Here is a 21,791-nt window from a genome sequence, read left to right on the forward strand (position 1 = left end):
GCGGACCTCGGACGTGGTCACGCCAGCCGATAAGGTTGCGCCACCGAGCCGCCTGGAAAGGCCTTCGAACTGACCAGCTTGAGCAGCCTCTCCGCGGGCAGGCCGGAGAAGGTCGGCACGATTTTGGCGATCGCCTAAGCGCGGAAAGCAGGGCGCGGGCGACGCATTGCCGAAACCTCCGGCGGAAGCGCGTCACCCGAACTCATAGCCACCGCGGCCTTGGCCGCATGGATAGCTACGCCGCCTGAACGATCTCAACCAGTTCGACCTCGAACACCAGATCCTGTCCGGCCAACGGATGATTGCCGTCGAGCTTGACCTTGGCGTCGTCCACTTCGACGACTGTTACCGGCATGGGGCGCCCGTCGCGGGTTCTGACCTGCAATCGAGCGCCGATATCAACGTTGATGTTGTCCGGCACCTTGGCGCGGTCGATGGTCACGACCGCTTCGGGGCGGTGGGGGCCATAGGCGGCTTCAGCGGGAACGGTGACGGTGCTTTTCGCGCCCACCTCCATGCCCTCGACATGGGTTTCAAGACCGGGGATCACTTGTCCGTCACCCAGCGTGAATTGCAGCGGTTCGCTGCCGGAAGAATCGAATTGAGTGCCGTCGGCTAGGCGTCCATTGTAGTTGATGCGCACGGTGTCGCCATTCTTGGCCTGTGTCATGGCAGCCATCCTTTCGGAAGTTTTTGAGGGACCGGCTAGAGTTCACGGTCCCGTTCTCGGTCATACCTGCACTCAGGTGCACGGCGCGAAACCCCAAAACTAGGTGCCTGGCTGCCGATGTAAACCCCGATCGAACCACGCGGGGTATGATCCGAAGGTGCCGACCCCCCAAAGGCATTTCAACATCGGTAGGTTCAAATGCATGACGTGCGCCTTGCCTGCGCTCGGGCCCTCGGAAAGCGCTGAGATGCCGACATGCACTTTGTAAGCGGCGCCAGACTGATCCGAAAGTGGCTGTGATCGTTGCCGGCTCGCGCCGAGGGGCCTTGTACGCCGAGGTGATTTGGAAGACAGGTGACCCTAGCCTAGAGTATGAGTTTTTTCGCCCTCGCGAAGAAGCCATGTTGATCAATGTAATCGACGTAGGCCCGATATTTGGGATCAGGCATTAAGGCGATTTCCTCGCCTTTTGCGCGCAGGTAATAAACTCCATTCAAGACGAGCATGAGCATGCACCCCCTGATGGCCGTCAAAGGGCCATCCGTCACAATGAATGGGGCTGACATAAGCCAGAACCCAATATTCTTGAATAGATACGCCGGGTGTTTGAACCAGGCATAGGGACCGGACGTCATGATGCCCCGATGAGCAATATTGGAAAAGCGGAGTCCGAATACAATATTCGCAAACGTGTTCATTCCAACAGAAAACAAAATTGCGATCATGAAAGCTATACCTACGGCTGAGTCCATAGGTACTAATGAATACCAATTTGCTCCGGAATAATAACCTCCAGAATATAGAAGCGTTGAATTTATTGGACTATAGCAAATTAGCGTTATCGCCCATATCCATGCCTCAGTATATACATATCTGATATGTGAGTTTAGAATGCGAAGCGTAAAAACATAACCAATAGATCCAAAGATAACATCTACCATCCATATCTTGTCAAATATGTAATAAAAATACGCCAATGAGTATTTTAAATCGGACGTCGAAATTTGATTGGACGTCTCAAGATATGACGTTATTGCTGGAATCAGCATTGGCAGAAAGATGCCCTTCAATGCGTAGCCAAGTACATGGCACTTGGCCCGATTGAGGTCTGTGCTGCCGTACCTTCCGCGAAGCAGGAAGTTGCCGAAATGCCAAGCGTCATCTCTAGGTTCTGTTTGATAGCGATCTAATAGAAACAAATAGGCAGGTACAGCCAAAGCCATCCAGGGAAGGCATATCCAGAGGGTCTCGAAATAGACCTGATAAAATGGTGCACGGTATTCAGGTATCGTCCAATAAATGAGTGCGATTGCGCCCCAGCATGCCCAGTGAGCGATCAGCTTTACGGCACTCCGATTCAGGCGGACTATCAGTTCGGGTCGCGGACAACCAAAGTCGAGGCCTGCAGACGGCTGCCGGTGCTCCTTCAGAATCGCGATGTCAAATACACCCATTGCAAGAGCCGGCAGGGCTATAACCCAAATAGTCGCCAGCCCGCTGGTAAGTTGCAACATTTCAATCGCGATCAGGGACAGTATGACGGACGCCAGGCCGACCAGGCTCGTTGCGATATGAATATCGCTAGCCGGCCGCACTTCCGTGCGACGTCCAGCCCCTTGCAGTTCCATGTTCACTGCCATCCGCGCCAAGGGATCGTGCATTTTTTTGATTGGACGAAACTGGCCGGGGCCGCAGAGGTGCTTGACCATTTCGCAAATATGGAACGGCTACCGATCCTGACTGTGCCGCACACTGCCTCCCCATCGGAGGCGAGCGTGATGGCAAGGCCGACCGAAAAGCCCAACGCCGCCGTCAGTACTGATAGGATAAGAAAGCGCAAAGATGGCCCTTCTGGAAATTCCTGTTGCCATTGCGACGATAATCGGAGCCGCGCGGAGACTCGGCCCTTCGGTCAATTTCCGTTGATCATCCAGAGGGGCAATCTTCCTGGTGTGTAGGAAGCGTTGTTACCGCCACCATTATTATTGCCGCCGCCGTTGCCGCCGCCGTTCCCATTGCCGCCGCCGTTATTATTACCGCCGCCGTTGCCGTTGCCGTTGCCGCCGCCATTGCCATTGCCGGTCCCATTATTGCCGCCGGTCCCATTGGCGCCGCCGTTGGTGCTGCCGCCGTTCGCGCCACCTTTGCCGTGATCGCTATGGCTACCATCTCCATTTCCTGCCCAAGGCTGACGCCCCGGGCAACTAGACTGCTCAGGATAGCACGGCGAGTTTGGAACGCTCGCAGTGTACTGCAGAAGCGACCCCGCCAGAGCACCGCCTATCAATGCTGCGGGTAGAAGGAATAACGTCTTTCTTGCCATCGAAGGTTGGAGCCTTTCGGGTCGTGGAACGGTGGGTGAAATCAACTCAACAACACAGGGCGAGGCTGCCAACCCTTACGGTCAGTTGCCCTGAAGAGCGTTTTCGCAACCAGGAAGCCTTGGATTGGCCTGACACAGACATGTAGGCGTCTGGGCGTTGGCCGGATCCGAGCATGATATGCTCGACGACGAATTGGAATGAGGGCGCACGGCATTGGCGATGAGGCCGCCTGTGACCCCTCCCGTAACGCCAGCGACTGCCGCGCCGACGACTACGGTGCCGAGACCAGCGCCGGAGCCTGTCCCATCCGCAACAAGAGCAGCGCCTCCCCGCTCGCCAATCCTGAATGTCTTGACGTGCGTCACTACTGGTGCCGTGCCAGTCTTGTCGGCGCCTATCGTCACAACGTCCTGAAGCCTTGTGCCATCCGCCAATCGATAAGGTGCTAACACTTGGGTGCCAGAAACCGCGCAGCCCGTGAGCAGAATCAGGCTTGCCGCCAAGAGCGTTCTGCCCCTCGTTCGGGGTCGCGGGACAACGCAGGAATAATCAGAAACAAGTGAATCGGACATAGGTCCCCAGGCGGCGCCGGTCGGTGTCAATAAACTCGGTGCCAACGCTAACAGGGTGAATATTGTCCGCATCCCCCAAACGAGGGATGTCAGACCGTCCGAAATGGGCAAATGGGGCAAGTCCAGATCGACGCTGGCAGCCAACCAATGTTTGTGCAAATGTACTGGACTGCGGTTGGTGGGGGCCAAGAGAGTGATTGGGGCGGAAGGGCTGGCGGAATTTGCCAGAATAGATCGACTTTTGTGGACGCGTTGCCCTAAGGAATCTGGGCAGTCACTATTTGATCGACCATGATCTCAAGTGAAAAGCGTTTGTCGTCCGACATCGCGGACCTCAATACAATCATAAACGCCGCAGCCTGTGACGTGAATCGTTGGACAGACGTCGCCGAATTGCTGCAGCGTTTCATCCCAGGATCAAAGATATTGTTTCAAGTGGTGGAGAAAGAAAGCACAACCGTACATCAGGTTGTCTATTCTGGCTTCAGCGACAGAACCATTCAGGCCTACGGGGACCACTATTGGAAGGTTAACCCTTGGACGAAGGGCGTGAATGAGATGAGCATGTCAGCGTTCAAAGGATCGTCAGAACTATACCCGGACCGATTGCTTAGGAAGACGGAATTCTTCACTGACCTTGTGAACCCGGAGCGTGAATGCGATGGGGCGACGGCTTTGAAATTCGCCGCGCATAGAGATCGATACGCGGTGTTAGCCGTGCACCATGATTTTAGGCATCACGAACAGATTCATGCTCGCGGTCAGACCTTACTGCGCACCGTTGTCCCTGCCTTTCGAGCTGCACTCGAAGTAAACCGGCTTACCAACCCAACGTTTCATCTGCCGGGGGGGCGCGGATTAATTGATCAGCTCGTTGACGCAGCTATTTTGGTTGATGAGAACTGCCGCCTGCTCGCTTCAAATTCCGCCGCAAACGAACTTTTGACAGACGCCGGCCTTATTTTGGTTCGGGGGCAGGATATCGTCCAGATCAATAATTCGGAAGCAAACGCAGCTTTTGCAAGACTTGTGCGAAACAGCTGTACGCTCGGGAGCGGTCGGGCCAGGCTGAACGATCTGATCGTCAATGCCGAATCCGGAAATTATGTCGTTACATGTGTCCCCGTCGCGATCGATCAAACGAATGCCTTGCCGGTCGGGCTTCTATCGATCTTTACTCCAAAGACCGTTTCACTGGTCATTGTTCGCCCGCGTGCAGGGGAAGACCTAGCCGCGCTGATGGGAAATCTGCGCCATCATTTTGGATTGACGAAAGCGGAAGCCGGCCTGATCCTGGAGTTGGAGCGCGGCGGCACATTGTCAGAAATCGCCAATCGCGTTGGTGTTTCGCGCTCGACTATCCAATCGCACCTTAAATCGATCTTCGCCAAAACCGGCACCTCCAAGCAGCGGGATGTCATTACGCTGGTCACGCGCCATCGAGCTTCTGACAGGCTGTTTTTTCTCGACGACTTTTGAAAGCCACCTGCTAACTGCTGTTTTCCTTGGCTGTTGACGGCAGTCAGCTGATCGAGTGTCGATCTTCCTCCTTCCCGATTGAAACAGGATGGGCTCGTTCTTCTTGTTTGGGTGTGACTTCTCCGAAAGCCGGTTCCCACCTTCTGCTCGGCGTGCGTCCTACCGGTCGACCATCGCCATGGCGCGCTCGGTGTAGCGGGGGCCGGAGATTTTTCCTGGCGCGAGTGCCTCGTCGAGCGCGGCCATTTCGGCGGCGTCGAGGTTCAGCGATGCGGCGGCGACGTTCTCCTCCAGATAGCTGATCCGCTTGGTGCCAGGGATTGGCACGATGTCGACACCAAAGCCGTTGCCCTTCGCCAGCAGCCAGGCCAATGCGATCTGGCCGGGCTTGACGCGGCGGGCCGTCGCGATGTCGCGCACCTTGGCGGCTGCCTCGACATTGGCATCGTAGTTTTCGCCCTGGTAGCGCGGGTCGTTGCGGCGGTAGTCGCCCTCGGGATAGTCCTCCGCACGCTTGACCGCACCGGTCAGAAAACCGCGGCCGAGCGGCGAGAATGGCACCAGGCCGATGCCGAGTTGCCCAAGCAGCGGGATGATCTCCGGCTCGAGATTGCGCTCCCACAGCGAATACTCGCTCTGCACCGCCGACACCGGATGCACGGCATGCGCCCGGCGGATGTTGGCCGCACCCGCCTCCGACAGGCCGAAGAAGCGCACCTTGCCTTGCGCGACAAGTTCGCCGACAGCGCCCGCGACATCCTCCATCGGCACCGCCGGGTCGACGCGGTGCTGGTAGATGAGGTCGATATGGTCAGTGGCGAGCCGGCCGAGCGAGGCTTCCACGGCCTCGCTTATGTGCTCGGGCCGGCTATCGGTTCCGACCTGCTTGCCGTTTTCGATGCGGAAACCGAATTTGGTGGCAATGGTCACCTGGTCGCGCTTGCCCTTCAGCGCCCGGCCGAGCAGGGCCTCGTTGGTGTAAGGACCATAGACCTCGGCGGTGTCGAGGAAGGTGCAGCCGAGCTCGATGGCGCGATGCAGCGTGGCGATGGATTCGGCCTCGTCGGCAGGGCCGTAGGACTGGCTCATGCCCATGCAGCCGAGGCCGATGGCCGAGACCCGCAGCCCCTGGCTGCCGAGCTTGCGTGTTTTCAGGGTCATTGGTGCGCTCTCCGGTGGCGGCTCGCCACGACTATAGGCGCGCCCGCTCCATTCTCAACAGGCGTACTGCTGCATGGGACCATGGAGCCTCGGCCTGGCCGCCAGGGTCGGCGGCCAAGGCCTATCCTGGCGCCTCCAACAAGGTTCGCCGGCGGTATTCTTGAAGCCAGCCGCTCAGGCCGGAATACCGCCGCGCCCGGATCGCTGCCCGGTCATCCAGGGCAGGACGTTCGAGACATCCTCCAGGATGCGCGCCGATCTTGCCCAGCCGGCGAAGGCTTCCCGGGCAACCGACGGCGGCAACAGCCCGTCAAAGGCGCGATGGCAGGCGCGCCGGGCGGTATCGAAGATTGGGCCGCGGCGGTTGCTCGGCCACTCGTCGAGAAAGTCGAGGGCCTCGTCGAGGCAGGTGATTTCCTGGACGATCATCCGACCGTCCTTGACGAAAACGGGGTGGTTGAAACGCCTGTCGTTCATCACTTCCTCCAATCGCTTGAACGATGCTTTGAACTGGCCGGCAACGTGGCTCCGGCCATCGAAAAATATGCGAGGGCCGGGTTTCCGTGTCAAGAACAGACACGAGCGGCCAGACTACTCGACAAGGATATGCGCCTCGCGGGCGGCCTCGACGAAAGCCTCCCGGGCGATGTCGGAGGACCCGTCACCACTCGTCGCCCGGCGGCAGGCGCGCAATGCCGATTGATGTTTTGGGCTGCCGGCGTCACGCCAATGTGTCGTGAGCAATTCAATGGCTTGCTGCGTGTTGGATAGATGGCGGATGGAACCGGTGACACCGACAGACACCGCCACGGGTTTGGAGAACCATGCAGTTTGCATCGGAACCTCGATTGCGCTGAAGCTATAAACGCCTTTGGCAGTCCAAGGTTTCGTCACTCCGGCGTGAAGTTCCGAAAGGGCGTTCTTCAACGAACCATCCATATCGGGAGACGCCCGGTGTGTTCGCCTTTCGCCGTTACTCACATGTTCGAGGCGACGTCGCGGGTGGGCGGTGGTTTGGGCTTGTGGGCAGCACGCTGCCTTGTCATTTGTTCGGCGAGGCGGGGCGCGGCCTTGACCGTGTTTACGGTATTGGGCGCTTGCGTCTTGCGGCGCTTGAGCCAGCTGGATGACAGTTCGGCAAGGAGACTGCGCAGGTCTTTCACGACGTCCTCCTCTTGTAAGGCGACAGGATAATTTCCGTCATTCCAACTTGTTCCACCGGGAAGACTTGTTCGCCGAAAAGATGAAAGGACCCGGGCGTATCCGCCGGCGTTTGCCTGACTATTGGATCGAAGCCGGGCGCGGCAGATCGAGCGGGGCGATCGCGCGCCCGCCGTCCTCGTCAGCCAGGCCATTCACGAACAGACCGGCCAGGCCGTCGAATTCGATTGCCGCACCGATGAGTTGCGCCGCCTGCAGGACCAGGTGCTCGATATCCTCGAGGGCGACGTTCTCGGCCAGGTTCCTGACCCTGATCTGTTCCGCCACCGCCGTTATGTTGACGATACCTGCCGTCTTGAAGGCCATCTGGACCGCTGAACTGACGTCATCGCGCAGTTGCGTCGAGTAATCATACCGCATCGAAACCTCCCAAAGGGATGGGTTTTCTCTTCAGATTCCACCATGCACCGGGTGCTGCGCGCGAGCAAGTAACAATATAAATATTATCCAAATAAATCAATCAGTTAGCATAGTTACACAAATGCGCGTCCGGCGCCGAATTCGCATCATGTGTGGGATGCTCCGTTCACCCATAGCAGGGTCTTGACGCATTATGCGAGCTATCCTAATTATACGCCAAGTGAGCTAGATACTAACTCAACGTATTCTTGGTCCTGAGCGAGGAAGCGCCATGGCTGAACTGGAACGCCCCGAACGACTGCAAATCATGCTGACATCAGACGAACTGGCGGCGCTGGAAAACTGGCGCTACGACAAGCGCATGCCGAGCCGCTCGGCCGCGGTCAGGGAGTTGCTGCGACGCGGCTTGGCCTCGGATGGGTTCCTGACGGCGGAGCAGGGGGCGAAGTCGCAGGATTTTGGCATCCTGCCTGCGGACGGCAACGGGATTGCCGAGGGCGGCAAGGAATAGGCGGGCCGCCCGTCTACCGGTCGCGACCGGCGGCAGGCGCCGGCTCGTATGCCGAACCTGACTGCTCCGACCCTACAGGATGTTGGTCGTCACTTCGACGACGATCGCGGCACCTTCCAGCGTGCCATTGGTTACATGCACGACTCGCGATACCCGCAGATCCTGCGTCGTTCCGTCGATCGACAGTGAAACGCTTTCGCCAATCCGGGGAACTGCCTGGAAAACGGCATCGGCTGCTTCCGGACGGTTGTCGATGGATATGCGGCAGTTGACGGTCATGAGATGTCTCCTGTGTCGGGCCCCCGTCGTCAACGCAGGCTCTGCGAAATGGTTTCAGGAGCGCCGGATGCAACTTGGTGGCGCTCGAATTCGTACAGCAGGAATTGCTCCATTGTCATCGTAGCGGAGCAACAGGCTCGCTGGGATGGCGTTGGGGCTGCCCCGGCGAGCTCCTCGTGCCATCGGTGTCGCGCCAGCAAGACCAGCGTCAGTGATGGCCAAGCGGGGCAGGAGGCTTCGGCGTGCTGCCTCTGCTCATTTCGTCGCCCGCGGCACGAGATAGCTCGTTGCGGCGCCGTTCCCAATGCCTCGCGTGACCACGACCGTGGTGTAGTCGGCCGGTAGTGAAGCAGTGACGGTCGGATCAATTGACCGGCACCTTCCGACAATTTGCCCATTGGGCGAACTTGCCAGCCTGTCCGTCAGCGAAGCCCGGCATTGATCAAGCGAGGCATACAGTGTCGGCGCCATATCGGCCGGTTTGCATATTGATGCCGCGCCCGGGCTGCAGGAGAGCAAAAGCATCACTGCCTGGGTTGCCGGATCCATCTTTTGAGTTCCCATGTTGAACGAGCCTCAACGTGGAAATGCGACCTTGGTTTCGCCGTCGCTAAAATATGGATTCGTGTTGCCTCGCAAGTTCAGATGGTGCGGCCGTCAGGGTGGGCGAGGCTCACGACGGCTTGTCGGGAATATTGCGCTTCAGCAGGTCGCCCAGCACCATGGCTGTTTCGCGCAGGAGCGCGGCAACGTCTTCCGGCTTCATCTTTTCCAGATAGTCGGCGGCAGTCACAAGCTCATAAACCAGTTCGACGCCGCGTTGATGAAGCTGGGGCATTGCGGTCCTCCATTCGCTTTCCGACGGCGGAGCAAATCGCCCTTCGGTCCTCAATAAAAAATGAGGTGGCAGCCCAATTTCTTTGCTGGAACATTTCCGCAGGTTGCTACTTTTTGAGCTGTTGGAACAGAGGAGGCTGTCGTGAAACGAAAGGTTGATCGCGAAAAGATCGAGAGAGCGGACCGTGAGAGCAAAATGGTCTTGGACGCTGAACGTCAGGCCAGGGAAGCCAAGACGGCGCGTCTACGCGAACAGAGATTGGCCGTAAGATCAGGAAGACCGGCCAATGCGGGGGCCGAACGTGCGAATTGACAGCGATCAATCCAACCCCGAGCGGTTGATGCCTCAGCCGCCTGTCTGGGCAGACGAGAAGGGCAGGCGTTGCGGGTGATGTTTGTCCGATCCCGCGTGTGCCGGACGATAGGTTGGTGTGGAAGCGGGCAAGATTCCTGGTAAGCCCCAACCAGCCCGGCCCTGATTGGTGGATGTCCCGTCGCCCCAAGGGCGACGGGCTCACGCGGATGCTGTTCAGTCGTAGACCTTGATGATCTTGTGGGTGCCGGGATCGACGACGACCGTGCGGTTGTCGATCACGGTGTAGCGATACTTGACGTCGGGGACCTCGTAGAGCTCGACCGTATCAGGCAGGGCTGTACCGATATTAAGTTCTACACCGGGGACTTTGATCGAAGCCACGGACTGCTTCTTCACATATTCACGGATGACCGTGTCCTGCTCGGGCTGGATGATGATGTCATCGGCTGTGGCTGCACCGATTCCTGCAAGCAACAGAAACGCCGCAGCAGCGCTGGTAAGATGCGTTCTCATAGGTTCCTCCTTTATGAGATCGGCGCAGGACGCCATCGACCCGCGCTCAAAAAGCCGAACTTGGGGCAACCCCAAACGTTCCCATGGCTGGGCTCCGGTCGGGCGGCTCGTGCGACTTAGGTCCGGCCACAAAACGCAATGGTCCTACTGGCGGTGTCCATCGGAACAGCGGCCGTCTGCGGTAGTTGTCCGAGTGTATTTTTACGGGAGGAAGAGATGGATAAGAGCGTTGGTCAGGCGCGCTGGTTGCTCGCACCGATATTCGCGGTGGCCGTCACGTTGCTGGTAATTGGGATTTCGCTTGGATGAGCCGCCGTCACCCAAGTTTGCGAGATCTGCGCAGTCATGTCCCTTTTCCTGCGCTGATAGGGTTCGCCCGTTGCTCCCCGTGTGGCGAGCGAACCCGCATCCTGGATTTGGTGAGTGTGAGGTGATCTGATGTTTCGTGACAAAGAGACCCGATTCCTGGAGGCAGGCTTGCTCGCGGCGGTGCCTATTTGCGTGGCCATCACCGCACTGATCGCCTTGTTGACCGTGGCAAGGATATGAACCGTATCCTTTTCGTGGCCGCCGACTTTCTGTCCCGGCCACCCGGTTTCTACGTCCTGATGATAGCCATGGTGTTGTGCACCGCGCTGGTGCCCTACGGCCTGACAAATGCCGTCACCTACGCCCTGTCGGTCGTGGCTATCGTGATCACCGGGGTGGTCCTGATACAGGGCTATCGCGACACCGCCGCCATCCACGCCAAGCTCGATGAGATCATCGTTTCACTGAATGAAACCAGAAACGACGTTGTGGGGTTGGAACATGCCGAACCGGAGGAGATCCGGAAAAGCTCACGATGCTCGAAGAGGAAGCGGCACAGGCAGTCGGACCATCTCCCTCACTCTGATTCTTCGCACCTCTCCCCGGTTTCAGATGCCGACCGTCCCGCACAGTCGGCGAAAAAACAAGCGAGCAGAACCAGCCTACCGGAACATTAGCCTACACTAATAGTTGATGCGTGCGGCAGGTGGTGCCCTCCATCGCCTGCTGAAGATCGGGCCTCCGATCGGCCCGCGCTCTCCGCCAGGGCGCGGGCTTTCACTGATCCGGCCACGGTTTACGCAGTCAAGGGAGTTCCTATCGCTTCCTCCCTCGGGCGTGGTGTCACTGAGGTGAGAGGGGAACGAGTTTCGGTGACCGCAATTCTCCGGCCATTTTTGCCGCCTGAAAAATTGTCAGCAAAACGAGGATTGGCTCACCCTCAGTCGGGTTGATGGTCAGGACCACCCGGCCAAGCCCGTCGCTCATGCCGCAAGACCAGTCCTTAACCGCAATCATTTTTCTCGCGGCCATATACCCCTCTCCCAGATGGCCAGGATGATGGTCCTGATTCGGGAGAAATACAAGCATATGCTAATAAGCCAGATATGTCGGCGGGCTGGTCATGCACGCAGCTTCGAAATGATCAATCTGCTCTTTGCAAACATTTGATTTTGGTTCCCGCTCATGGGCTCGAACCACGATTCACGCCTTCAAAGGGCGCTGTCCTACCATTAGACGAAGCGGGAAAATGCAAGTCGCGCCTACACCCCTAGCCGGTTCGAGCGCCGGGATCAACGCAGTGCAGCGGCAAAGGATGGTGGCAAGCGACATCAGTTCGGGAAGTTGTTGACCGGTTCTTCGCAGCGGTAGACCGGGCAATGGCCGTCACGGGTCGGGACGTAAGCCGACATCGGCACTTCGGGCCAGTCGCATTCGTTGCCGAACTGCCTGACATAGCGATCATAGGTGTTGGGGCCGGTGGTCAGCACCACGGCGCGATGGCTTTGGATCAGTTGCTGGAGCTGACCGCAACTCATCGTGCGCGTGTCGGGCCGGGCGTCGGCCAGGCCGGTCGTGGCAAGCAGGATCGATGCCGTCATCAAGGCAGTTCGGCGCGTCGGCATGGCGGTTCCCTCGAGCTGATGTGTGACGCGAAACTCGCATCCAGGCCGGTGGTTCCGCAACAACCGGCTGGCCGGCTTTTTCAGCGCAACCAAATGGTCCGTCGCGCATTGCTGGGGATGGATGGCAGGAAGCCCTACGAGACCCCGCAATGGCGGCCCGGAAACGGGGATCGTGAAGCCATGTGCTGTTCCTTCTGTGGCGGCCGCGACCACCGCTACGAGGATTGCCCGCAGCGGGATCCCGCCGATCCTCCGTCGGATGCTCCTGACCGTGTCACCCCCAAACCGAACTGATTCTGAAATTGGCTCCCAGCTCGCGGCCACGCAATGTCGGGTGCCGACTGCAACCAAAATGCTCTGCCACGCATTGCTGGGCGTGGGCGGAATCCCTTGTGTGAGCCCAAGGGTTGCGAGACGCGAGACGCAAGGCGGCCGACGTGATATTGGAAGGTGGGGGCAATGACAGAATTGGCAAACAGCGGCCTGGTCCATATCACCGCCGATTCCCGGCTGGCGGCGATCGTTGATTCGTCCTTCGACGCCATCATCAGCAAGGATCTGAACAGCGTCATCACCAGCTGGAACGGGGCAGCGCGGCGCATGTTCGGCTACACCGCCGAGGAGGCCGTGGGCCGGTCCATACTCATGCTCATTCCCGATCACCTCAGGGATGAAGAGGCCGATATCATCGGCCGGGTTCGCAATGGCCAAGTCGTGGCCAGCTATGAGACGATCCGGCGACGCAAGGATGGCGGGATCATTGCCGTTTCGCTGACCGTCTCGCCGATCAGGAATGCATCGGGCGAGATCATCGGCGCCTCCAAGATCGCCCGCGACATCACCGCGACCAAGGAGAGCGAGCGCCGGATCCGGCTGTTGCTGCGCGAGGTGAATCATCGCGTCAAGAACCAGTTCGCGGTGATCCTCTCGATGGTCAGGGAGACGAGCAAACGCTCGACCGATCCACGCGAGTTCGAGGCGCTGATCCGCTCCCGCATCATGGCGCTGTCGCGGTCGCACGATCTGCTGGTGAACTCGGAATGGGCCGGCGCCAGCCTTTTCGATCTCATCCAGGAGCAGCTCAAGCCGTTCGGGCACGAGGAGCAGGTATCGCTCTCCGGACCGCTTTTGACCTTGCAGCCGAACGCCGTGCAAAATCTCGGAATGGCTTTTCATGAGCTCGGCACCAACTCTTCCAAATATGGCGCTCTGGCTGGTGATGAAGGGCGGCTCGAGATCACCTGGCAGATCGCTGCCGGTGTCTCGGGAAAGCGGGAAATCCATCTCGTCTGGGACGAGACGATGCCGGTGCATGAAGGGGAGCGGCGGGACGAAAGCACGCGCAAGGGTTTTGGCACCGTCGTCCTGCAGCGGGTCGCGCCGCAATCGCTGAACGGCTCGGCGGTGCTGGAGCGCAGCCCCGGCCATCTCAGCTGGTCGCTGACGGCGCCGCTGGACTCGATCATCGTTCCGCAACTCGGCGCCGAAGCCCATGCTGCCGGCACCGAGACGTCCTTCAGCCCTTGAGGATCCGGTCGCCTCACCGCAAAAGCGTTTCAGGAAATTGGGGAGCCTTTGCCGCATCCGTCGTGAATTCAGGAACCGTGGCCCGGCGGCCACGTTGTGGGCGTCAGGTCTTCGGAGGGACATCATGGAACAACTCGTCGAGGAATTCGGCCATCCCACCTACACATCGTTTCCGGTCATTGCGGCAAGGCTGCTGCTGGCGACGCTCTATGGCGCGGTCATCGGCTTCGAGCGCGAATGGCGCAACCGTCCCGCCGGGCTTCGCACGCATATTCTCGTCTGCGTCGCCGCCGCGACCTTCGGCATCCTGACGATCGAGATCGTGCATGCGCCGATGTTCGCGCAGGGCTCCGTCAAGGTCGATCCGATCCGGGTGGTGGAGGCGGTGACCGCCGGCGTCGCTTTCCTCGCCGCGGGCTCGATCATGTTTTCGCGCGGAGAGGTGCACGGGCTGACGACCGGCGCCGGCATGTGGCTGGCGGGCGCGATCGGCGTTGCCTGCGGATTGGGTCTTTGGCAAGTGGCCGGGTTCGGCACGCTGATCGTGCTGGTCGTTGCCGGGCTTCTGCACCGGCTCGAGATCGGACCCGACGTCGCCGGCGAGCAGGATAAGGGAGCCACCTCGGCACCGGCCAGGCGACGGCGCGGGTAGATCTCTGGGAAGAGAGCCTGCCGACGCGGCCGGCGCGGAGGCGGCCAACCTTTTTTATCGACAGGCGTTGTCCCTGTGAAGGGAAAGGTCGCCGCGGGCGGCCGTGAGCAGGAAGAAGGAGGCCGAGATGAGACTTCTCGCCATTGTCCCATTCAATCTGATGCTGGCGCTGGCAATGCCGGCTGCGGCCCAGACGGACCAGCAGAACGACAGCCAGGCGCCCCAGGCCGACAAATGCCGGGTCCAGACAGAGCAAGGTGCAAAACAGCAGCCTGGCAGCGACAGTCTGACGGAGACGCTCAACGATTGCGGCGGTGTGCTGAAACCGCCCGCCACCGGCGACCAGGGCATGGCAGCACCGGCGCCCGATGAAGGCAAGACGCCGGTGATCAAGCCGGGGCAGGTGCCGGCTCAGCCGCCTAAACAATAAACGCAGGCTCGCCGGTATCATCGCTCAAGCTAATGGAACTTCGGTTTCTTAGGAACGTTTCTCTCACGACTGGAATCTGGAGAAATTATTGTGAGAGATATTGCGACCACGGCCACATTGCTTGCCTCGATTGCCGTTGTGATTGCTTTGGTTCTGCTGGCGCCAAAGAGTTTTGGCTTCGAAAGCTCCAACCCGATCGTACAAGGCGAGCTTCCCGCCGACTGATCAGACCGATTTTCAACAAAAAGCAGGCGAGGCATGATGCCCCGCCTGCTTTTTCATCGAAGTCATGAACCTCCAGGAGACAGTTGGGAAACAAGGTGGCGGTTTGAGGCGGTCCATGATTCAAGCTGACCTGGATGCCCGCCATCGAGGAGCAACGCGGTCATACTCTCATGCAGGAGACTGAAACATGGCGCTCAAGCGCATGGACAACGTAGGAATCGTCGTCGAAGACCTCGGTGGGGCGGTCGAGTTCTTTCGGGAACTCGGCCTCGAACTCGAGGGGCGGGCCACGATCGAAGGAGAATGGGCCGGACGTGTCACTGGTCTGGGCGATCAGCATGTCGAGATTGCCATGATGCGCACACCGGACGGCCATAGCCGGCTCGAACTCTCCCGCTTCCTCACGCCGCCTGTCGTCGCAGATCACCGGAACGCCCCGGTCAACGCCCTTGGCTACCTCCGCGTCATGTTCACCGTGGACGACATCGACGACACGCTTGCAAGGCTAGGCACGCGCGGGGCGCGGCTCGAAGGCGAAGTGGTCCAGTACAAGGACGTTTATCGGCTCTGCTACATCCGTGGGCCTGAAGGGCTTCTCATCGGACTCGCCCAGGAACTCTCCTAAGCGCAACCACTACCGCACCAGCACGCCGGCATGGCTGCACAGCGCCGCAAACGCCTCCTGCGCATCGGCGGCGCCTGCCTTGCTTTCCAGCGCGGCTTCGACCTTTTCGCGCGCGGCCTGATAGAACGGGCCGCGCTTGGCCTGCGGCCAGTCGATGAGAATCTCGCTGGCATCCGCGAGCGTGGTGATGTCGCGGATCGTGTCGGAGCCATGCGGCCTGATCCGCATTGGCGTGGACAGCATCAACTGGGCCATGTGGATTTCCGCTACTGGAGGAATTTTGCTTCGCGGGCGGCGTCGATCATCGCCCGCATCGCCTTTTCCGGCGGCGTCCAGCCGTCCAGCGCGTCGCGACAGCTGCGCAGGGCCGCCCGGTATTGCCGGCCCTGGCCGGCCGGCCAGTCGCCGAGGCATTCCAGGCCTTCCCAGGCACTGCGGACAACGCGCTCACGCTCGGGGGCAAACTTCAACCTGATGGGGTGGGGAAACATCTTGTCGTTCAACGGTCGTCTCCGTGACTGATGCCTGTCGCCCAAAAGTGCACAGCGGTTTTGGGAAACGATATGCACAAAGGACGAGGCGCCGGATAACGTCGCCGGCAGGGGCGGGTTCCCTGCCGGCAAAATCAAATCTTACTCGGCCGCATCGACGTCCGACAGCGATCTCGGCATCGGCACTTCGGCGTCGTGCGCCGCCGGCCGGTCGTGCTCGAACTGTTCCGTGCCGGGCAAGGCATGCAGCCAGGTCTCGCGCCTCGATGTCCACAATTCATATTCGGGTACGAGATCGGTCGGCGCGATGTCGAGGCTGCCGATCATCACCTCGGCCTCGTTGTCGTCGACCCAGGCGACGCGGCCGCCGCAGGTCGGACAAAAGCTGCGCGTGCCATAGGAACTGACGAGGCCCGTCGTCTCGAAGGCCTCGCGCGGCCAGATGGCAAAGGCCGAATAGGCGGAGCCGCCGGCCTTGCGGCAATCCTTGCAGTGGCAGAGACCAATGCGCAGCGGCGCGCCGTGCACCTGAAACTGCACGCCGCCGCACAGGCAACTGCCGGTCCTGCGTATGGTGTCGGACATGGCAACCTCCGTCATTGCGTGGCGCTGCGGGCCGGGTGGGACAGGTGCAGAGTTGCAGCCCCGTCCCGATCCCGGGAAAAGGCTCTAGCCGCGCGCCGCCATATGGGCGTCGAGCTTCTTGCGCGATGGTCCGTAGCGCTTGATGATGGTCTGCGCCTCGCTTGGTGGAATGCCGTATTTGCGGGCAAAGGCAGCGACCTCGTAGGGCTCTTCGCTCGAGACCAGCTTGCGGTCCTGTTTCGTCTTCGACTTGTCGTCAGCCATCTCAGGCCTCGCTTTCTGTTGTCGGGGAAACGCGCAGCCGTCGGCGCCCGATCCCGCGATCAACAGGACATAACACAGATCGGCGTCGCTGGTTCCACCGGCACGACAATAACGCCATGCCCCGTCGAACGCCATCAGGTGCGGCTACGGGGCTGGAAAGGCTTCGCAAGCTTGTATCAGGCCGATGGCCGCATCGGGTCGCCGTCGGAAAGGTGATCGCCGTCACATTCGGTGCATGCGGTGCTGACGCCGGGGCAGCCGCGCTGGTGCGTGCCGGCGGGGCAGCAATGGCCGTTGGAACTGGTCCAGCGCGGACATTGGAAGACTTGACCGCCGCCGCCGCAGCCGCTGCACTCCAGCGCCGTAGACTGGACGCCATGGGATTTCGTCCTGAACCTGACGCGCGTGCCCATTTCAACCCACCCGAATAGCTACACCGGTACAAACCGGTGCATTAGCCCCAACTAACAATAACACTTTCGTGGTTACCAACAAGTTTCATGTTTTCGCGAGGCGCGGGAAGGCCGCACGAGCCGGGCGGCGCGCCGTCAGGCGGGCTTCAGGCGCATGGCGGCGAGGTACATGAGCGCCGATGCGGCCTGCCCGCGGTCCCAGCCGGCGGCCTCGACCTTGTCGAGCAGCGCGTCGAGATGGGGAACGAGCATCTCCCTGCACTCCTGCTCATAGGCGGTGCTCATCGCCTGATGCCGCGGTGCGCCGATGGTCAATGCCTTGGCCATGTCCGATTCCCCCTTTGAGCGGGCAATAATATACGGTCAGCCGGCAAACCGAAAATCGATCTTGCCGGCACTGTGCATGGTCTCAAGAGGCATCCCAATCTGTGGCGGAGCGCCTGCATCGCGCTTGTCGAGAAAAAATTGACTTGGGGGTGTCGGACCTGGCGATCGTCGCGCGTCCTAGGAGCGAACAACCTGCAAAGCTGGAGAAAGAGCATGTCGTCGCAAATCACCCAATCGCCATGGCAGACCGCGGCCCTTCTCATCGCCCGGCTGATCTTCGCCGGCGTCTTCCTGATGGCCGTGACCTTCAAATTCATGGGTATGGAGGCGACCGCCGGCTACATCGCCGCCGCCGGCTTTCCGTTTCCGCTGTTGCTCGCCTGGTGCGCGGCGATCCTGGAAGTGGCGCTTGTGCTGTGCTTCCTGACCGGCGCCTTCTTCACCCAGGCGGCCCTGATCGCCGCCGTCTATGTGCTGTTCCTCGGCTTTTCTTTCCACGGACCCAGCCACTGGGCCGGCAACCAGGCCGAGTTTGGCTTCTTCATCGACCATTTTTCGTTCATGGCCGGACTGCTGTTTGCAGCGGTGCATGGTCCGGGCAAGGTGCTTTCGCTCGACCTGGGATGGCCGGGCAGGGCTTGAGGCGCCGAATCACAGCTGGTCGTTATAGGGTTCCTTCACCTTGCCGACCATGCGGGCCAGTTTTGAAAAGGAGGGCATGTCGGCCTCCGGCTGGCACTGGTTGGCGAGTTCCAGCAGCCGTATCGGAAAGTTGACGGCATCGCGGCTGGACGCCGACATGCCTTCGGATCGCTCCTGGCTGGTTTCGCTGGCTTCGGCCTTGCGCAAGGCGATGTCGATCTCCTCGGCCGTCAGTATGCCTTTTCGAACCAGGACGTGGTTGATCGATGCGACGGCCATGAGCAGGCCCTCGAGTTGCAGGTTGGCGACGTTCATGGCGATTTTTCCCTCCATTGCTCGTAATTGAAACGCGCCAGCGGCGTTTCCGATCCGGAAGGCGGCGCGGAACCGGTTTCGGCCGGAAAGACCGCAGGCCGGGGCAAGCGGCCTATTCCTGCGTTAGGCGCTCGCCATATTCGCGCCACAGCGCCTTCGCCTCCAGGCTGCCGAGGCGCATGACCGAAGGGTCGCTGCAACTGATGGCGACCGCGCTGATGTCGTATTGGGGGTAGGCGTGGGCGACGAAGCGGATCGCTTCGCCGAGCGACCGCACGCGGATGACCGGATCGGCCTGGCCCTGGCCGGTGCTGCGCACTCCGGAAACCGTGGCCGGTGCATGCCGCATCCTGAACACCGATGCCATGGCTGGTCTGTCCATCGTCCTCTCCCATAAGGGCGTGTGACGGGAATCATTCCATGAGCTTTGACTGATGATTTCACAGCTGCGGGCTCATGACCAGCCGGCCGGCAAAAGCGGCCTTCCACGCTTACCGGTGGGCGTCGGGGCAGGGGCTTCGATCGAGATAGGAATTTTTTCTCAGAAAATCGTTGACTGGGTGAGGGCAGCCATGCTACATATTTGTCCATGGTGCTGATTTGCGCCAACGACCCGCCGCCGAGGCGGGTTTTGTGTTTCTGCCCCCTTGCGGAGCGACCTGGGCTCCGGTCAGGCAGTCTTCGAGACGATGACGGCCAGCGATGCCAGCTTGCCCTCGCTCAGGCTGCGGATGTAGTTCTTGCGCCGCTGCACGAATTCGGCGCCAAGCACGATCTCATTGGCCTGCTGTTGCGCGGGCGACGGGACGATGCCGGAACTGGCTCTTTTCAACGCCAGTTCGACATGTTCGCCGGTCTCGTCGACGATTTCGTCAATGTGGAAGCCTGCGTCGACGAACAGGGTCTTCAGGGTGTTTCGATCGACAAGGTGGCTTGTCTCCGGCGCAACCGCCCACGGCAACGGATAGTACGGCTCACCGCCGGCCAGCACGGCTTCCGTCCAGATCAACTTGCCGCCCGGCTTCAGAACGCGAAGAGCCTGCGCGATCACGGCGGCCTTGTCGGCGATGTTCATGCCGACATAGAAGCAGATTGCCGCGTCGAATGTGTTTTCGGCAAAGGGCAGTTTCGCCGCATTGGCTTCGTGGAAGCGAACCTTGTCGCCGAGGCCGGCGAGTTTGGTCAGTCGGCCGGACGCCTCGACAAAGGCTGTCGTGAGGTCGACGCCGTCGACATCGCAGCCATAGGTGGCGGCAAGGAAGCGCGCCGGACCGCCAATGCCGCTGCCGATATCGAGGATCCGGTCGGTGGGCGAGGGGGCCAGACGGGCGGCATGGTCCTGCGTGGCGATGAGCTCGCGGCCATGAAGCTGGTCGAACGGATAGAGTTGTGCGGCACTGAGACTATCGGGTTTCGCGTCGGGAATCGCGGCCAGTATGCGCTCGACGATGCCATCGCTGCCGTAATGCGTGGTGACGCTGCTCATGGCCGTCCTCCGTCAAACAGCCAGCTTCCCATCAACGGCTCGTTTCCGCAACGCGCGCTGACTCAGGAACGTGATTCATGACCCGCTACGCCACCATCATCACCGGAGATGACGGCCAGGAGGTCGTCAGCGCCATCGGCGAGTTCGAGGGCGCCGCGCCGCGGCCGCGTCTCGGCCGTGTCGAGCAGGTCGCGCCCGGCGTGCTGATCGGCATGGTGCGGGATGCGGCCGGCGGCTTCGGGTTCCCGCAGGCCGGCATAGGCGGGCAGCTTGTCGGTCTGGTCATGGCGCGCCTCAAGGCGCGGGCCGGCGCGGCGAAGCCTGCCCCGGCGCAGAAGCTTGCCAACGCGGCAAAGCCAAAGCGCACCAAGAAGGCAAAGAAGAAATCCGCCCGCTCGAAGAAGCCGGTCAGCCGGGCCAGATCGGCGACGCCAAAGGCTGGACTGGTTTTCGCTGCCGATGCCAACGCCACGGACGGCCTAGTCCATGACTGACAAAACCGCCGCCGGGCCGACGCGCCGCAAGCCGACAAGGCGCAAGCCGGCCGCCAAACCGGCGGCTGCGCCGAAGCCGCGCCCCAAGCGCGCGAAGAAAACGCTGGGTGATGATTTCCTGGCCGCCGTGCGCGCCGATTTCCGCGCGTATGGCGCCGGCGTCATTGCCGAGGTGCGTGCCGACAAGCCCGATCAATATCTGAAGATCGTGCTTTCGGTGCTGCCCAGGGATTTCAATGCCACGATCGACCAAATGGACGGCCTGAGCGATGACGAGATCCGCAGCCGCATCCGCGCCCTCGAAGCCGTCGTCAAACCGTTCCTCGAAGACTTCGCTGATGTCGGCCAGGACGGAATATCTGGCGCTGCTGGCGGAACTGGACCGCAGGCGGCGCGGTAATCTGCTTGCCGCTTACAAGCCGTATCAACGCCAGGCCGAGTTTCACGCGGCAGGTGCCACCAATCGCGAACGGCTGTTCATGGCCGGCAACCAGCTCGGCAAGACCAGAGCCGGCGGCGCCGAATGGGCCATGCATCTCACCGGTCGTTATCCCGCGTGGTGGCAAGGCAAGGTTTTTGACTCAAGCGTTCGGCTGTGGGCGGCGGGTGTGACCGGCGAAGGCACGCGCGACAATCCGCAGCGCGTGCTGATCGGCCCGCCGCAGCAGCAGGCGGCCTGGGGCACTGGCATGATCCCCGCCGACGCCATCCTCCAGACCAGCATGGGCCGCGGCGCGCCGGGCGCGCTCGACAGCGTCGTGGTGCGCTGGGGCGGCGGCGGTGATGTGCAGGCCGATGAATCGGTGCTGTCGTTCAAGAGCTTCGAGAAGGGCCGCGAGAAATGGCAGGGCGAGACCCTGCACGGCGTCTGGTTCGACGAGGAACCGCCGCTCGACATCTATTCCGAAGGCCTGACCCGCACCAACGCGACGGGTGGGATCACGATCGTCACGTTCACGCCGCTCCTGGGGATGTCGGATGTGGTGCTGTTGTTTTTGTCGGCGGCTGAGGTGGAAAAGATCGGGAAGGATTGACGCATCAGAACGGTCTTATGTAGCAAAAGCACCAAGCAGAAACGGCAAGGAGCAGACGCTAAATGTAGACCGGTCCTAAAGAAAGGACCGCATTATGCGCGCGT

The 21,791-nt window shown here is 60.6% G+C and carries 32 protein-coding genes, 1 tRNA gene and 1 pseudogene; 12 read left to right on the forward strand and 22 right to left on the reverse strand.

Going from position 1 to position 21,791, the window contains the following annotated elements:
• Positions 1-235: 235 nt before the first annotated feature.
• The 3 genes from ACZ89F_RS09125 to ACZ89F_RS09135 form a co-directional block, all read right to left on the reverse strand.
• Positions 236-670: an FKBP-type peptidyl-prolyl cis-trans isomerase gene (locus ACZ89F_RS09125; protein ID WP_476091391.1), complete on the reverse strand. Its 435-nt coding sequence runs from the start codon at positions 668-670 to the stop codon at positions 236-238.
• Between the two features lie 365 nt (positions 671-1,035).
• Complete coding sequence (locus ACZ89F_RS09130) at positions 1,036-2,379, reverse strand: hypothetical protein (RefSeq protein ID WP_476091392.1); 1,344 nt, start codon at positions 2,377-2,379, stop codon at positions 1,036-1,038.
• Between the two features lie 203 nt (positions 2,380-2,582).
• Positions 2,583-2,993: a hypothetical protein gene (locus ACZ89F_RS09135; protein ID WP_476091393.1), complete on the reverse strand. Its 411-nt coding sequence runs from the start codon at positions 2,991-2,993 to the stop codon at positions 2,583-2,585.
• A gap of 864 nt (positions 2,994-3,857) precedes the next feature.
• Between ACZ89F_RS09135 and ACZ89F_RS09140 the strand changes: the two genes are divergently transcribed.
• Positions 3,858-5,045: a helix-turn-helix transcriptional regulator gene (locus ACZ89F_RS09140; RefSeq protein ID WP_476091394.1), complete on the forward strand. Its 1,188-nt coding sequence runs from the start codon at positions 3,858-3,860 to the stop codon at positions 5,043-5,045.
• A gap of 159 nt (positions 5,046-5,204) precedes the next feature.
• On the opposite strand, the gene ACZ89F_RS09145 is transcribed toward ACZ89F_RS09140, so the two are convergent.
• From ACZ89F_RS09145 to ACZ89F_RS09165, 5 genes are all read right to left on the reverse strand, one after another.
• Positions 5,205-6,206, reverse strand: coding sequence for an aldo/keto reductase (locus ACZ89F_RS09145; protein ID WP_476091395.1), 1,002 nt, complete (start codon positions 6,204-6,206; stop codon positions 5,205-5,207).
• A 174-nt stretch (positions 6,207-6,380) separates the two neighbouring features.
• A complete protein-coding gene (locus ACZ89F_RS09150) occupies positions 6,381-6,683 on the reverse strand; it encodes a DUF982 domain-containing protein (RefSeq protein WP_476091396.1) in 303 nt (100 codons plus the stop codon).
• Between the two features lie 114 nt (positions 6,684-6,797).
• A complete protein-coding gene (locus ACZ89F_RS09155; RefSeq protein WP_476091397.1) occupies positions 6,798-7,133 on the reverse strand; it encodes a DUF982 domain-containing protein in 336 nt (111 codons plus the stop codon).
• A 50-nt stretch (positions 7,134-7,183) separates the two neighbouring features.
• A complete protein-coding gene (locus tag ACZ89F_RS09160; RefSeq protein ID WP_476091398.1) occupies positions 7,184-7,369 on the reverse strand; it encodes a hypothetical protein in 186 nt (61 codons plus the stop codon).
• 118 nt (positions 7,370-7,487) lie between these two features.
• Positions 7,488-7,787, reverse strand: coding sequence for a hypothetical protein (locus ACZ89F_RS09165; RefSeq protein ID WP_476091399.1), 300 nt, complete (start codon positions 7,785-7,787; stop codon positions 7,488-7,490).
• A gap of 271 nt (positions 7,788-8,058) precedes the next feature.
• Between ACZ89F_RS09165 and ACZ89F_RS09170 the strand changes: the two genes are divergently transcribed.
• Entirely contained in the window at positions 8,059-8,298 is a 240-nt protein-coding gene (locus tag ACZ89F_RS09170; protein ID WP_476091400.1) for a hypothetical protein, read from the forward strand.
• Between the two features lie 72 nt (positions 8,299-8,370).
• On the opposite strand, the gene ACZ89F_RS09175 is transcribed toward ACZ89F_RS09170, so the two are convergent.
• From ACZ89F_RS09175 to ACZ89F_RS09185, 3 genes are all read right to left on the reverse strand, one after another.
• Positions 8,371-8,577 (reverse strand): hypothetical protein, encoded by a 207-nt coding sequence (locus tag ACZ89F_RS09175; protein WP_136621472.1) that lies wholly within the window; start codon positions 8,575-8,577, stop codon positions 8,371-8,373.
• A 673-nt stretch (positions 8,578-9,250) separates the two neighbouring features.
• Positions 9,251-9,415, reverse strand: coding sequence for a hypothetical protein (locus ACZ89F_RS09180; RefSeq protein WP_476091401.1), 165 nt, complete (start codon positions 9,413-9,415; stop codon positions 9,251-9,253).
• Positions 9,416-9,943: 528 nt separating this feature from the next.
• Positions 9,944-10,243 (reverse strand): DUF1236 domain-containing protein, encoded by a 300-nt coding sequence (locus ACZ89F_RS09185; RefSeq protein ID WP_476091402.1) that lies wholly within the window; start codon positions 10,241-10,243, stop codon positions 9,944-9,946.
• Positions 10,244-10,788: 545 nt separating this feature from the next.
• Between ACZ89F_RS09185 and ACZ89F_RS09190 the strand changes: the two are divergent.
• A pseudogene (locus tag ACZ89F_RS09190) lies at positions 10,789-11,138 on the forward strand (low affinity iron permease family protein).
• Between the two features lie 257 nt (positions 11,139-11,395).
• Here ACZ89F_RS09190 and ACZ89F_RS09195 read toward each other — a convergent pair.
• The 3 genes from ACZ89F_RS09195 to ACZ89F_RS09205 all read right to left on the reverse strand — a co-directional run bounded on the left by ACZ89F_RS09195 (position 11,396) and on the right by ACZ89F_RS09205 (position 12,177).
• A complete protein-coding gene (locus ACZ89F_RS09195; protein ID WP_476091403.1) occupies positions 11,396-11,584 on the reverse strand; it encodes a hypothetical protein in 189 nt (62 codons plus the stop codon).
• Between the two features lie 141 nt (positions 11,585-11,725).
• Positions 11,726-11,799, reverse strand: a tRNA-Gln gene (locus ACZ89F_RS09200).
• An 84-nt stretch (positions 11,800-11,883) separates the two neighbouring features.
• Positions 11,884-12,177, reverse strand: a complete 294-nt coding sequence (locus ACZ89F_RS09205) for a hypothetical protein (protein ID WP_476091404.1) — start codon at positions 12,175-12,177, stop codon at positions 11,884-11,886.
• Positions 12,178-12,636: 459 nt separating this feature from the next.
• On the opposite strand from ACZ89F_RS09205, the gene ACZ89F_RS09210 reads away from it, so the two are divergent.
• From ACZ89F_RS09210 to ACZ89F_RS09230, 5 genes are all read left to right on the forward strand, one after another.
• Positions 12,637-13,704 (forward strand): sensor histidine kinase, encoded by a 1,068-nt coding sequence (locus ACZ89F_RS09210; RefSeq protein WP_476091405.1) that lies wholly within the window; start codon positions 12,637-12,639, stop codon positions 13,702-13,704.
• Between the two features lie 124 nt (positions 13,705-13,828).
• Positions 13,829-14,356 carry an MgtC/SapB family protein gene (locus ACZ89F_RS09215; protein ID WP_476091406.1) on the forward strand — a complete coding sequence of 176 codons (528 nt, stop codon included), beginning with the start codon at positions 13,829-13,831 and terminating at the stop codon, positions 14,354-14,356.
• 127 nt (positions 14,357-14,483) lie between these two features.
• Positions 14,484-14,786: a hypothetical protein gene (locus ACZ89F_RS09220; protein WP_476091407.1), complete on the forward strand. Its 303-nt coding sequence runs from the start codon at positions 14,484-14,486 to the stop codon at positions 14,784-14,786.
• A gap of 90 nt (positions 14,787-14,876) precedes the next feature.
• The gene (locus tag ACZ89F_RS09225; protein ID WP_476091408.1) at positions 14,877-15,011 is read left to right on the forward strand and encodes a hypothetical protein; all 135 of its coding nucleotides are present in this window, start codon (positions 14,877-14,879) and stop codon (positions 15,009-15,011) included.
• Between the two features lie 187 nt (positions 15,012-15,198).
• A complete protein-coding gene (locus ACZ89F_RS09230; RefSeq protein WP_476091409.1) occupies positions 15,199-15,636 on the forward strand; it encodes a VOC family protein in 438 nt (145 codons plus the stop codon).
• A 9-nt stretch (positions 15,637-15,645) separates the two neighbouring features.
• Here the strand turns inward: ACZ89F_RS09230 and ACZ89F_RS09235 are convergent, their stop codons facing one another.
• The 5 genes from ACZ89F_RS09235 to ACZ89F_RS09255 all read right to left on the reverse strand — a co-directional run bounded on the left by ACZ89F_RS09235 (position 15,646) and on the right by ACZ89F_RS09255 (position 17,716).
• Entirely contained in the window at positions 15,646-15,891 is a 246-nt protein-coding gene (locus ACZ89F_RS09235) for a DUF982 domain-containing protein (RefSeq protein ID WP_476091410.1), read from the reverse strand.
• Between the two features lie 11 nt (positions 15,892-15,902).
• A complete protein-coding gene (locus ACZ89F_RS09240; protein WP_476091411.1) occupies positions 15,903-16,139 on the reverse strand; it encodes a DUF982 domain-containing protein in 237 nt (78 codons plus the stop codon).
• A 129-nt stretch (positions 16,140-16,268) separates the two neighbouring features.
• Entirely contained in the window at positions 16,269-16,712 is a 444-nt protein-coding gene (locus tag ACZ89F_RS09245) for a GFA family protein (RefSeq protein ID WP_476091412.1), read from the reverse strand.
• 84 nt (positions 16,713-16,796) lie between these two features.
• Entirely contained in the window at positions 16,797-16,976 is a 180-nt protein-coding gene (locus tag ACZ89F_RS09250) for a DUF3606 domain-containing protein (RefSeq protein WP_024501602.1), read from the reverse strand.
• 548 nt (positions 16,977-17,524) lie between these two features.
• Positions 17,525-17,716 (reverse strand): hypothetical protein, encoded by a 192-nt coding sequence (locus ACZ89F_RS09255; protein ID WP_476091413.1) that lies wholly within the window; start codon positions 17,714-17,716, stop codon positions 17,525-17,527.
• A gap of 213 nt (positions 17,717-17,929) precedes the next feature.
• Here ACZ89F_RS09255 and ACZ89F_RS09260 point away from each other — a divergent pair, with 213 nt between their 5' ends.
• Positions 17,930-18,358, forward strand: coding sequence for a DoxX family protein (locus tag ACZ89F_RS09260; RefSeq protein ID WP_476091414.1), 429 nt, complete (start codon positions 17,930-17,932; stop codon positions 18,356-18,358).
• 9 nt (positions 18,359-18,367) lie between these two features.
• Here ACZ89F_RS09260 and ACZ89F_RS09265 read toward each other — a convergent pair whose 3' ends face one another.
• From ACZ89F_RS09265 to ACZ89F_RS09275, 3 genes are all read right to left on the reverse strand, one after another.
• Positions 18,368-18,673 carry a hypothetical protein gene (locus tag ACZ89F_RS09265; protein ID WP_127255556.1) on the reverse strand — a complete coding sequence of 102 codons (306 nt, stop codon included), beginning with the start codon at positions 18,671-18,673 and terminating at the stop codon, positions 18,368-18,370.
• A 112-nt stretch (positions 18,674-18,785) separates the two neighbouring features.
• Positions 18,786-19,055 (reverse strand): hypothetical protein, encoded by a 270-nt coding sequence (locus ACZ89F_RS09270; protein WP_476091415.1) that lies wholly within the window; start codon positions 19,053-19,055, stop codon positions 18,786-18,788.
• A gap of 288 nt (positions 19,056-19,343) precedes the next feature.
• On the reverse strand, positions 19,344-20,159 hold the full coding sequence (locus ACZ89F_RS09275; protein WP_476091416.1) for a class I SAM-dependent methyltransferase: 816 nt from the start codon (positions 20,157-20,159) through the stop codon (positions 19,344-19,346).
• 77 nt (positions 20,160-20,236) lie between these two features.
• Between ACZ89F_RS09275 and ACZ89F_RS09280 the strand changes: the two genes are divergently transcribed.
• From ACZ89F_RS09280 to ACZ89F_RS09290, 3 genes are read left to right on the forward strand one after another with little or no spacing between them, the layout of a single operon-like run.
• Positions 20,237-20,653, forward strand: coding sequence for a hypothetical protein (locus ACZ89F_RS09280; protein ID WP_476091417.1), 417 nt, complete (start codon positions 20,237-20,239; stop codon positions 20,651-20,653).
• A complete protein-coding gene (locus tag ACZ89F_RS09285; RefSeq protein WP_476091418.1) occupies positions 20,646-21,053 on the forward strand; it encodes a hypothetical protein in 408 nt (135 codons plus the stop codon). The genes ACZ89F_RS09280 and ACZ89F_RS09285 overlap by 8 nt, the downstream gene beginning before the upstream one ends.
• The gene (locus ACZ89F_RS09290; protein ID WP_476091419.1) at positions 20,992-21,687 is read left to right on the forward strand and encodes a terminase large subunit domain-containing protein; all 696 of its coding nucleotides are present in this window, start codon (positions 20,992-20,994) and stop codon (positions 21,685-21,687) included. Before ACZ89F_RS09285 ends, ACZ89F_RS09290 begins: the two co-directional genes overlap by 62 nt.
• Positions 21,688-21,791: the final 104 nt, after the last annotated feature.

The sequence above is a fragment of the Mesorhizobium sp. USDA 3734 genome (genome assembly GCF_056279665.1).

Excerpts from the sequence above, each read along its gene's own strand:
- ACZ89F_RS09235 (WP_476091410.1), bottom strand. The coding sequence starts at position 15,891 with ATGGCCCAGTTGATGCTGTCCACGCCAATGCGGATCAGGCCGCATGGC.
- ACZ89F_RS09220 (WP_476091407.1), top strand. The coding sequence starts at position 14,484 with ATGAGACTTCTCGCCATTGTCCCATTCAATCTGATGCTGGCGCTGGCA.
- ACZ89F_RS09250 (WP_024501602.1), bottom strand. The coding sequence starts at position 16,976 with ATGGCTGACGACAAGTCGAAGACGAAACAGGACCGCAAGCTGGTCTCG.
- ACZ89F_RS09175 (WP_136621472.1), bottom strand. The coding sequence starts at position 8,577 with ATGACCGTCAACTGCCGCATATCCATCGACAACCGTCCGGAAGCAGCC.
- ACZ89F_RS09270 (WP_476091415.1), bottom strand. The coding sequence starts at position 19,055 with ATGGACAGACCAGCCATGGCATCGGTGTTCAGGATGCGGCATGCACCG.
- ACZ89F_RS09275 (WP_476091416.1), bottom strand. The coding sequence starts at position 20,159 with ATGAGCAGCGTCACCACGCATTACGGCAGCGATGGCATCGTCGAGCGC.
- ACZ89F_RS09145 (WP_476091395.1), bottom strand. The coding sequence starts at position 6,206 with ATGACCCTGAAAACACGCAAGCTCGGCAGCCAGGGGCTGCGGGTCTCG.
- ACZ89F_RS09140 (WP_476091394.1), top strand. The coding sequence starts at position 3,858 with ATGATCTCAAGTGAAAAGCGTTTGTCGTCCGACATCGCGGACCTCAAT.
- ACZ89F_RS09130 (WP_476091392.1), bottom strand. The coding sequence starts at position 2,379 with ATGGTCAAGCACCTCTGCGGCCCCGGCCAGTTTCGTCCAATCAAAAAA.
- ACZ89F_RS09135 (WP_476091393.1), bottom strand. The coding sequence starts at position 2,993 with ATGGCAAGAAAGACGTTATTCCTTCTACCCGCAGCATTGATAGGCGGT.
- ACZ89F_RS09230 (WP_476091409.1), top strand. The coding sequence starts at position 15,199 with ATGGCGCTCAAGCGCATGGACAACGTAGGAATCGTCGTCGAAGACCTC.
- ACZ89F_RS09265 (WP_127255556.1), bottom strand. The coding sequence starts at position 18,673 with ATGAACGTCGCCAACCTGCAACTCGAGGGCCTGCTCATGGCCGTCGCA.
- ACZ89F_RS09165 (WP_476091399.1), bottom strand. The coding sequence starts at position 7,787 with ATGCGGTATGATTACTCGACGCAACTGCGCGATGACGTCAGTTCAGCG.
- ACZ89F_RS09170 (WP_476091400.1), top strand. The coding sequence starts at position 8,059 with ATGGCTGAACTGGAACGCCCCGAACGACTGCAAATCATGCTGACATCA.
- ACZ89F_RS09285 (WP_476091418.1), top strand. The coding sequence starts at position 20,646 with ATGACTGACAAAACCGCCGCCGGGCCGACGCGCCGCAAGCCGACAAGG.
- ACZ89F_RS09215 (WP_476091406.1), top strand. The coding sequence starts at position 13,829 with ATGGAACAACTCGTCGAGGAATTCGGCCATCCCACCTACACATCGTTT.
- ACZ89F_RS09260 (WP_476091414.1), top strand. The coding sequence starts at position 17,930 with ATGTCGTCGCAAATCACCCAATCGCCATGGCAGACCGCGGCCCTTCTC.
- ACZ89F_RS09125 (WP_476091391.1), bottom strand. The coding sequence starts at position 670 with ATGACACAGGCCAAGAATGGCGACACCGTGCGCATCAACTACAATGGA.
- ACZ89F_RS09210 (WP_476091405.1), top strand. The coding sequence starts at position 12,637 with ATGACAGAATTGGCAAACAGCGGCCTGGTCCATATCACCGCCGATTCC.
- ACZ89F_RS09255 (WP_476091413.1), bottom strand. The coding sequence starts at position 17,716 with ATGGCCAAGGCATTGACCATCGGCGCACCGCGGCATCAGGCGATGAGC.
- ACZ89F_RS09280 (WP_476091417.1), top strand. The coding sequence starts at position 20,237 with ATGACCCGCTACGCCACCATCATCACCGGAGATGACGGCCAGGAGGTC.
- ACZ89F_RS09180 (WP_476091401.1), bottom strand. The coding sequence starts at position 9,415 with ATGCCCCAGCTTCATCAACGCGGCGTCGAACTGGTTTATGAGCTTGTG.
- ACZ89F_RS09205 (WP_476091404.1), bottom strand. The coding sequence starts at position 12,177 with ATGCCGACGCGCCGAACTGCCTTGATGACGGCATCGATCCTGCTTGCC.
- ACZ89F_RS09185 (WP_476091402.1), bottom strand. The coding sequence starts at position 10,243 with ATGAGAACGCATCTTACCAGCGCTGCTGCGGCGTTTCTGTTGCTTGCA.
- ACZ89F_RS09245 (WP_476091412.1), bottom strand. The coding sequence starts at position 16,712 with ATGTCCGACACCATACGCAGGACCGGCAGTTGCCTGTGCGGCGGCGTG.
- ACZ89F_RS09290 (WP_476091419.1), top strand. The coding sequence starts at position 20,992 with ATGTCGGCCAGGACGGAATATCTGGCGCTGCTGGCGGAACTGGACCGC.
- ACZ89F_RS09150 (WP_476091396.1), bottom strand. The coding sequence starts at position 6,683 with ATGAACGACAGGCGTTTCAACCACCCCGTTTTCGTCAAGGACGGTCGG.
- ACZ89F_RS09195 (WP_476091403.1), bottom strand. The coding sequence starts at position 11,584 with ATGGCCGCGAGAAAAATGATTGCGGTTAAGGACTGGTCTTGCGGCATG.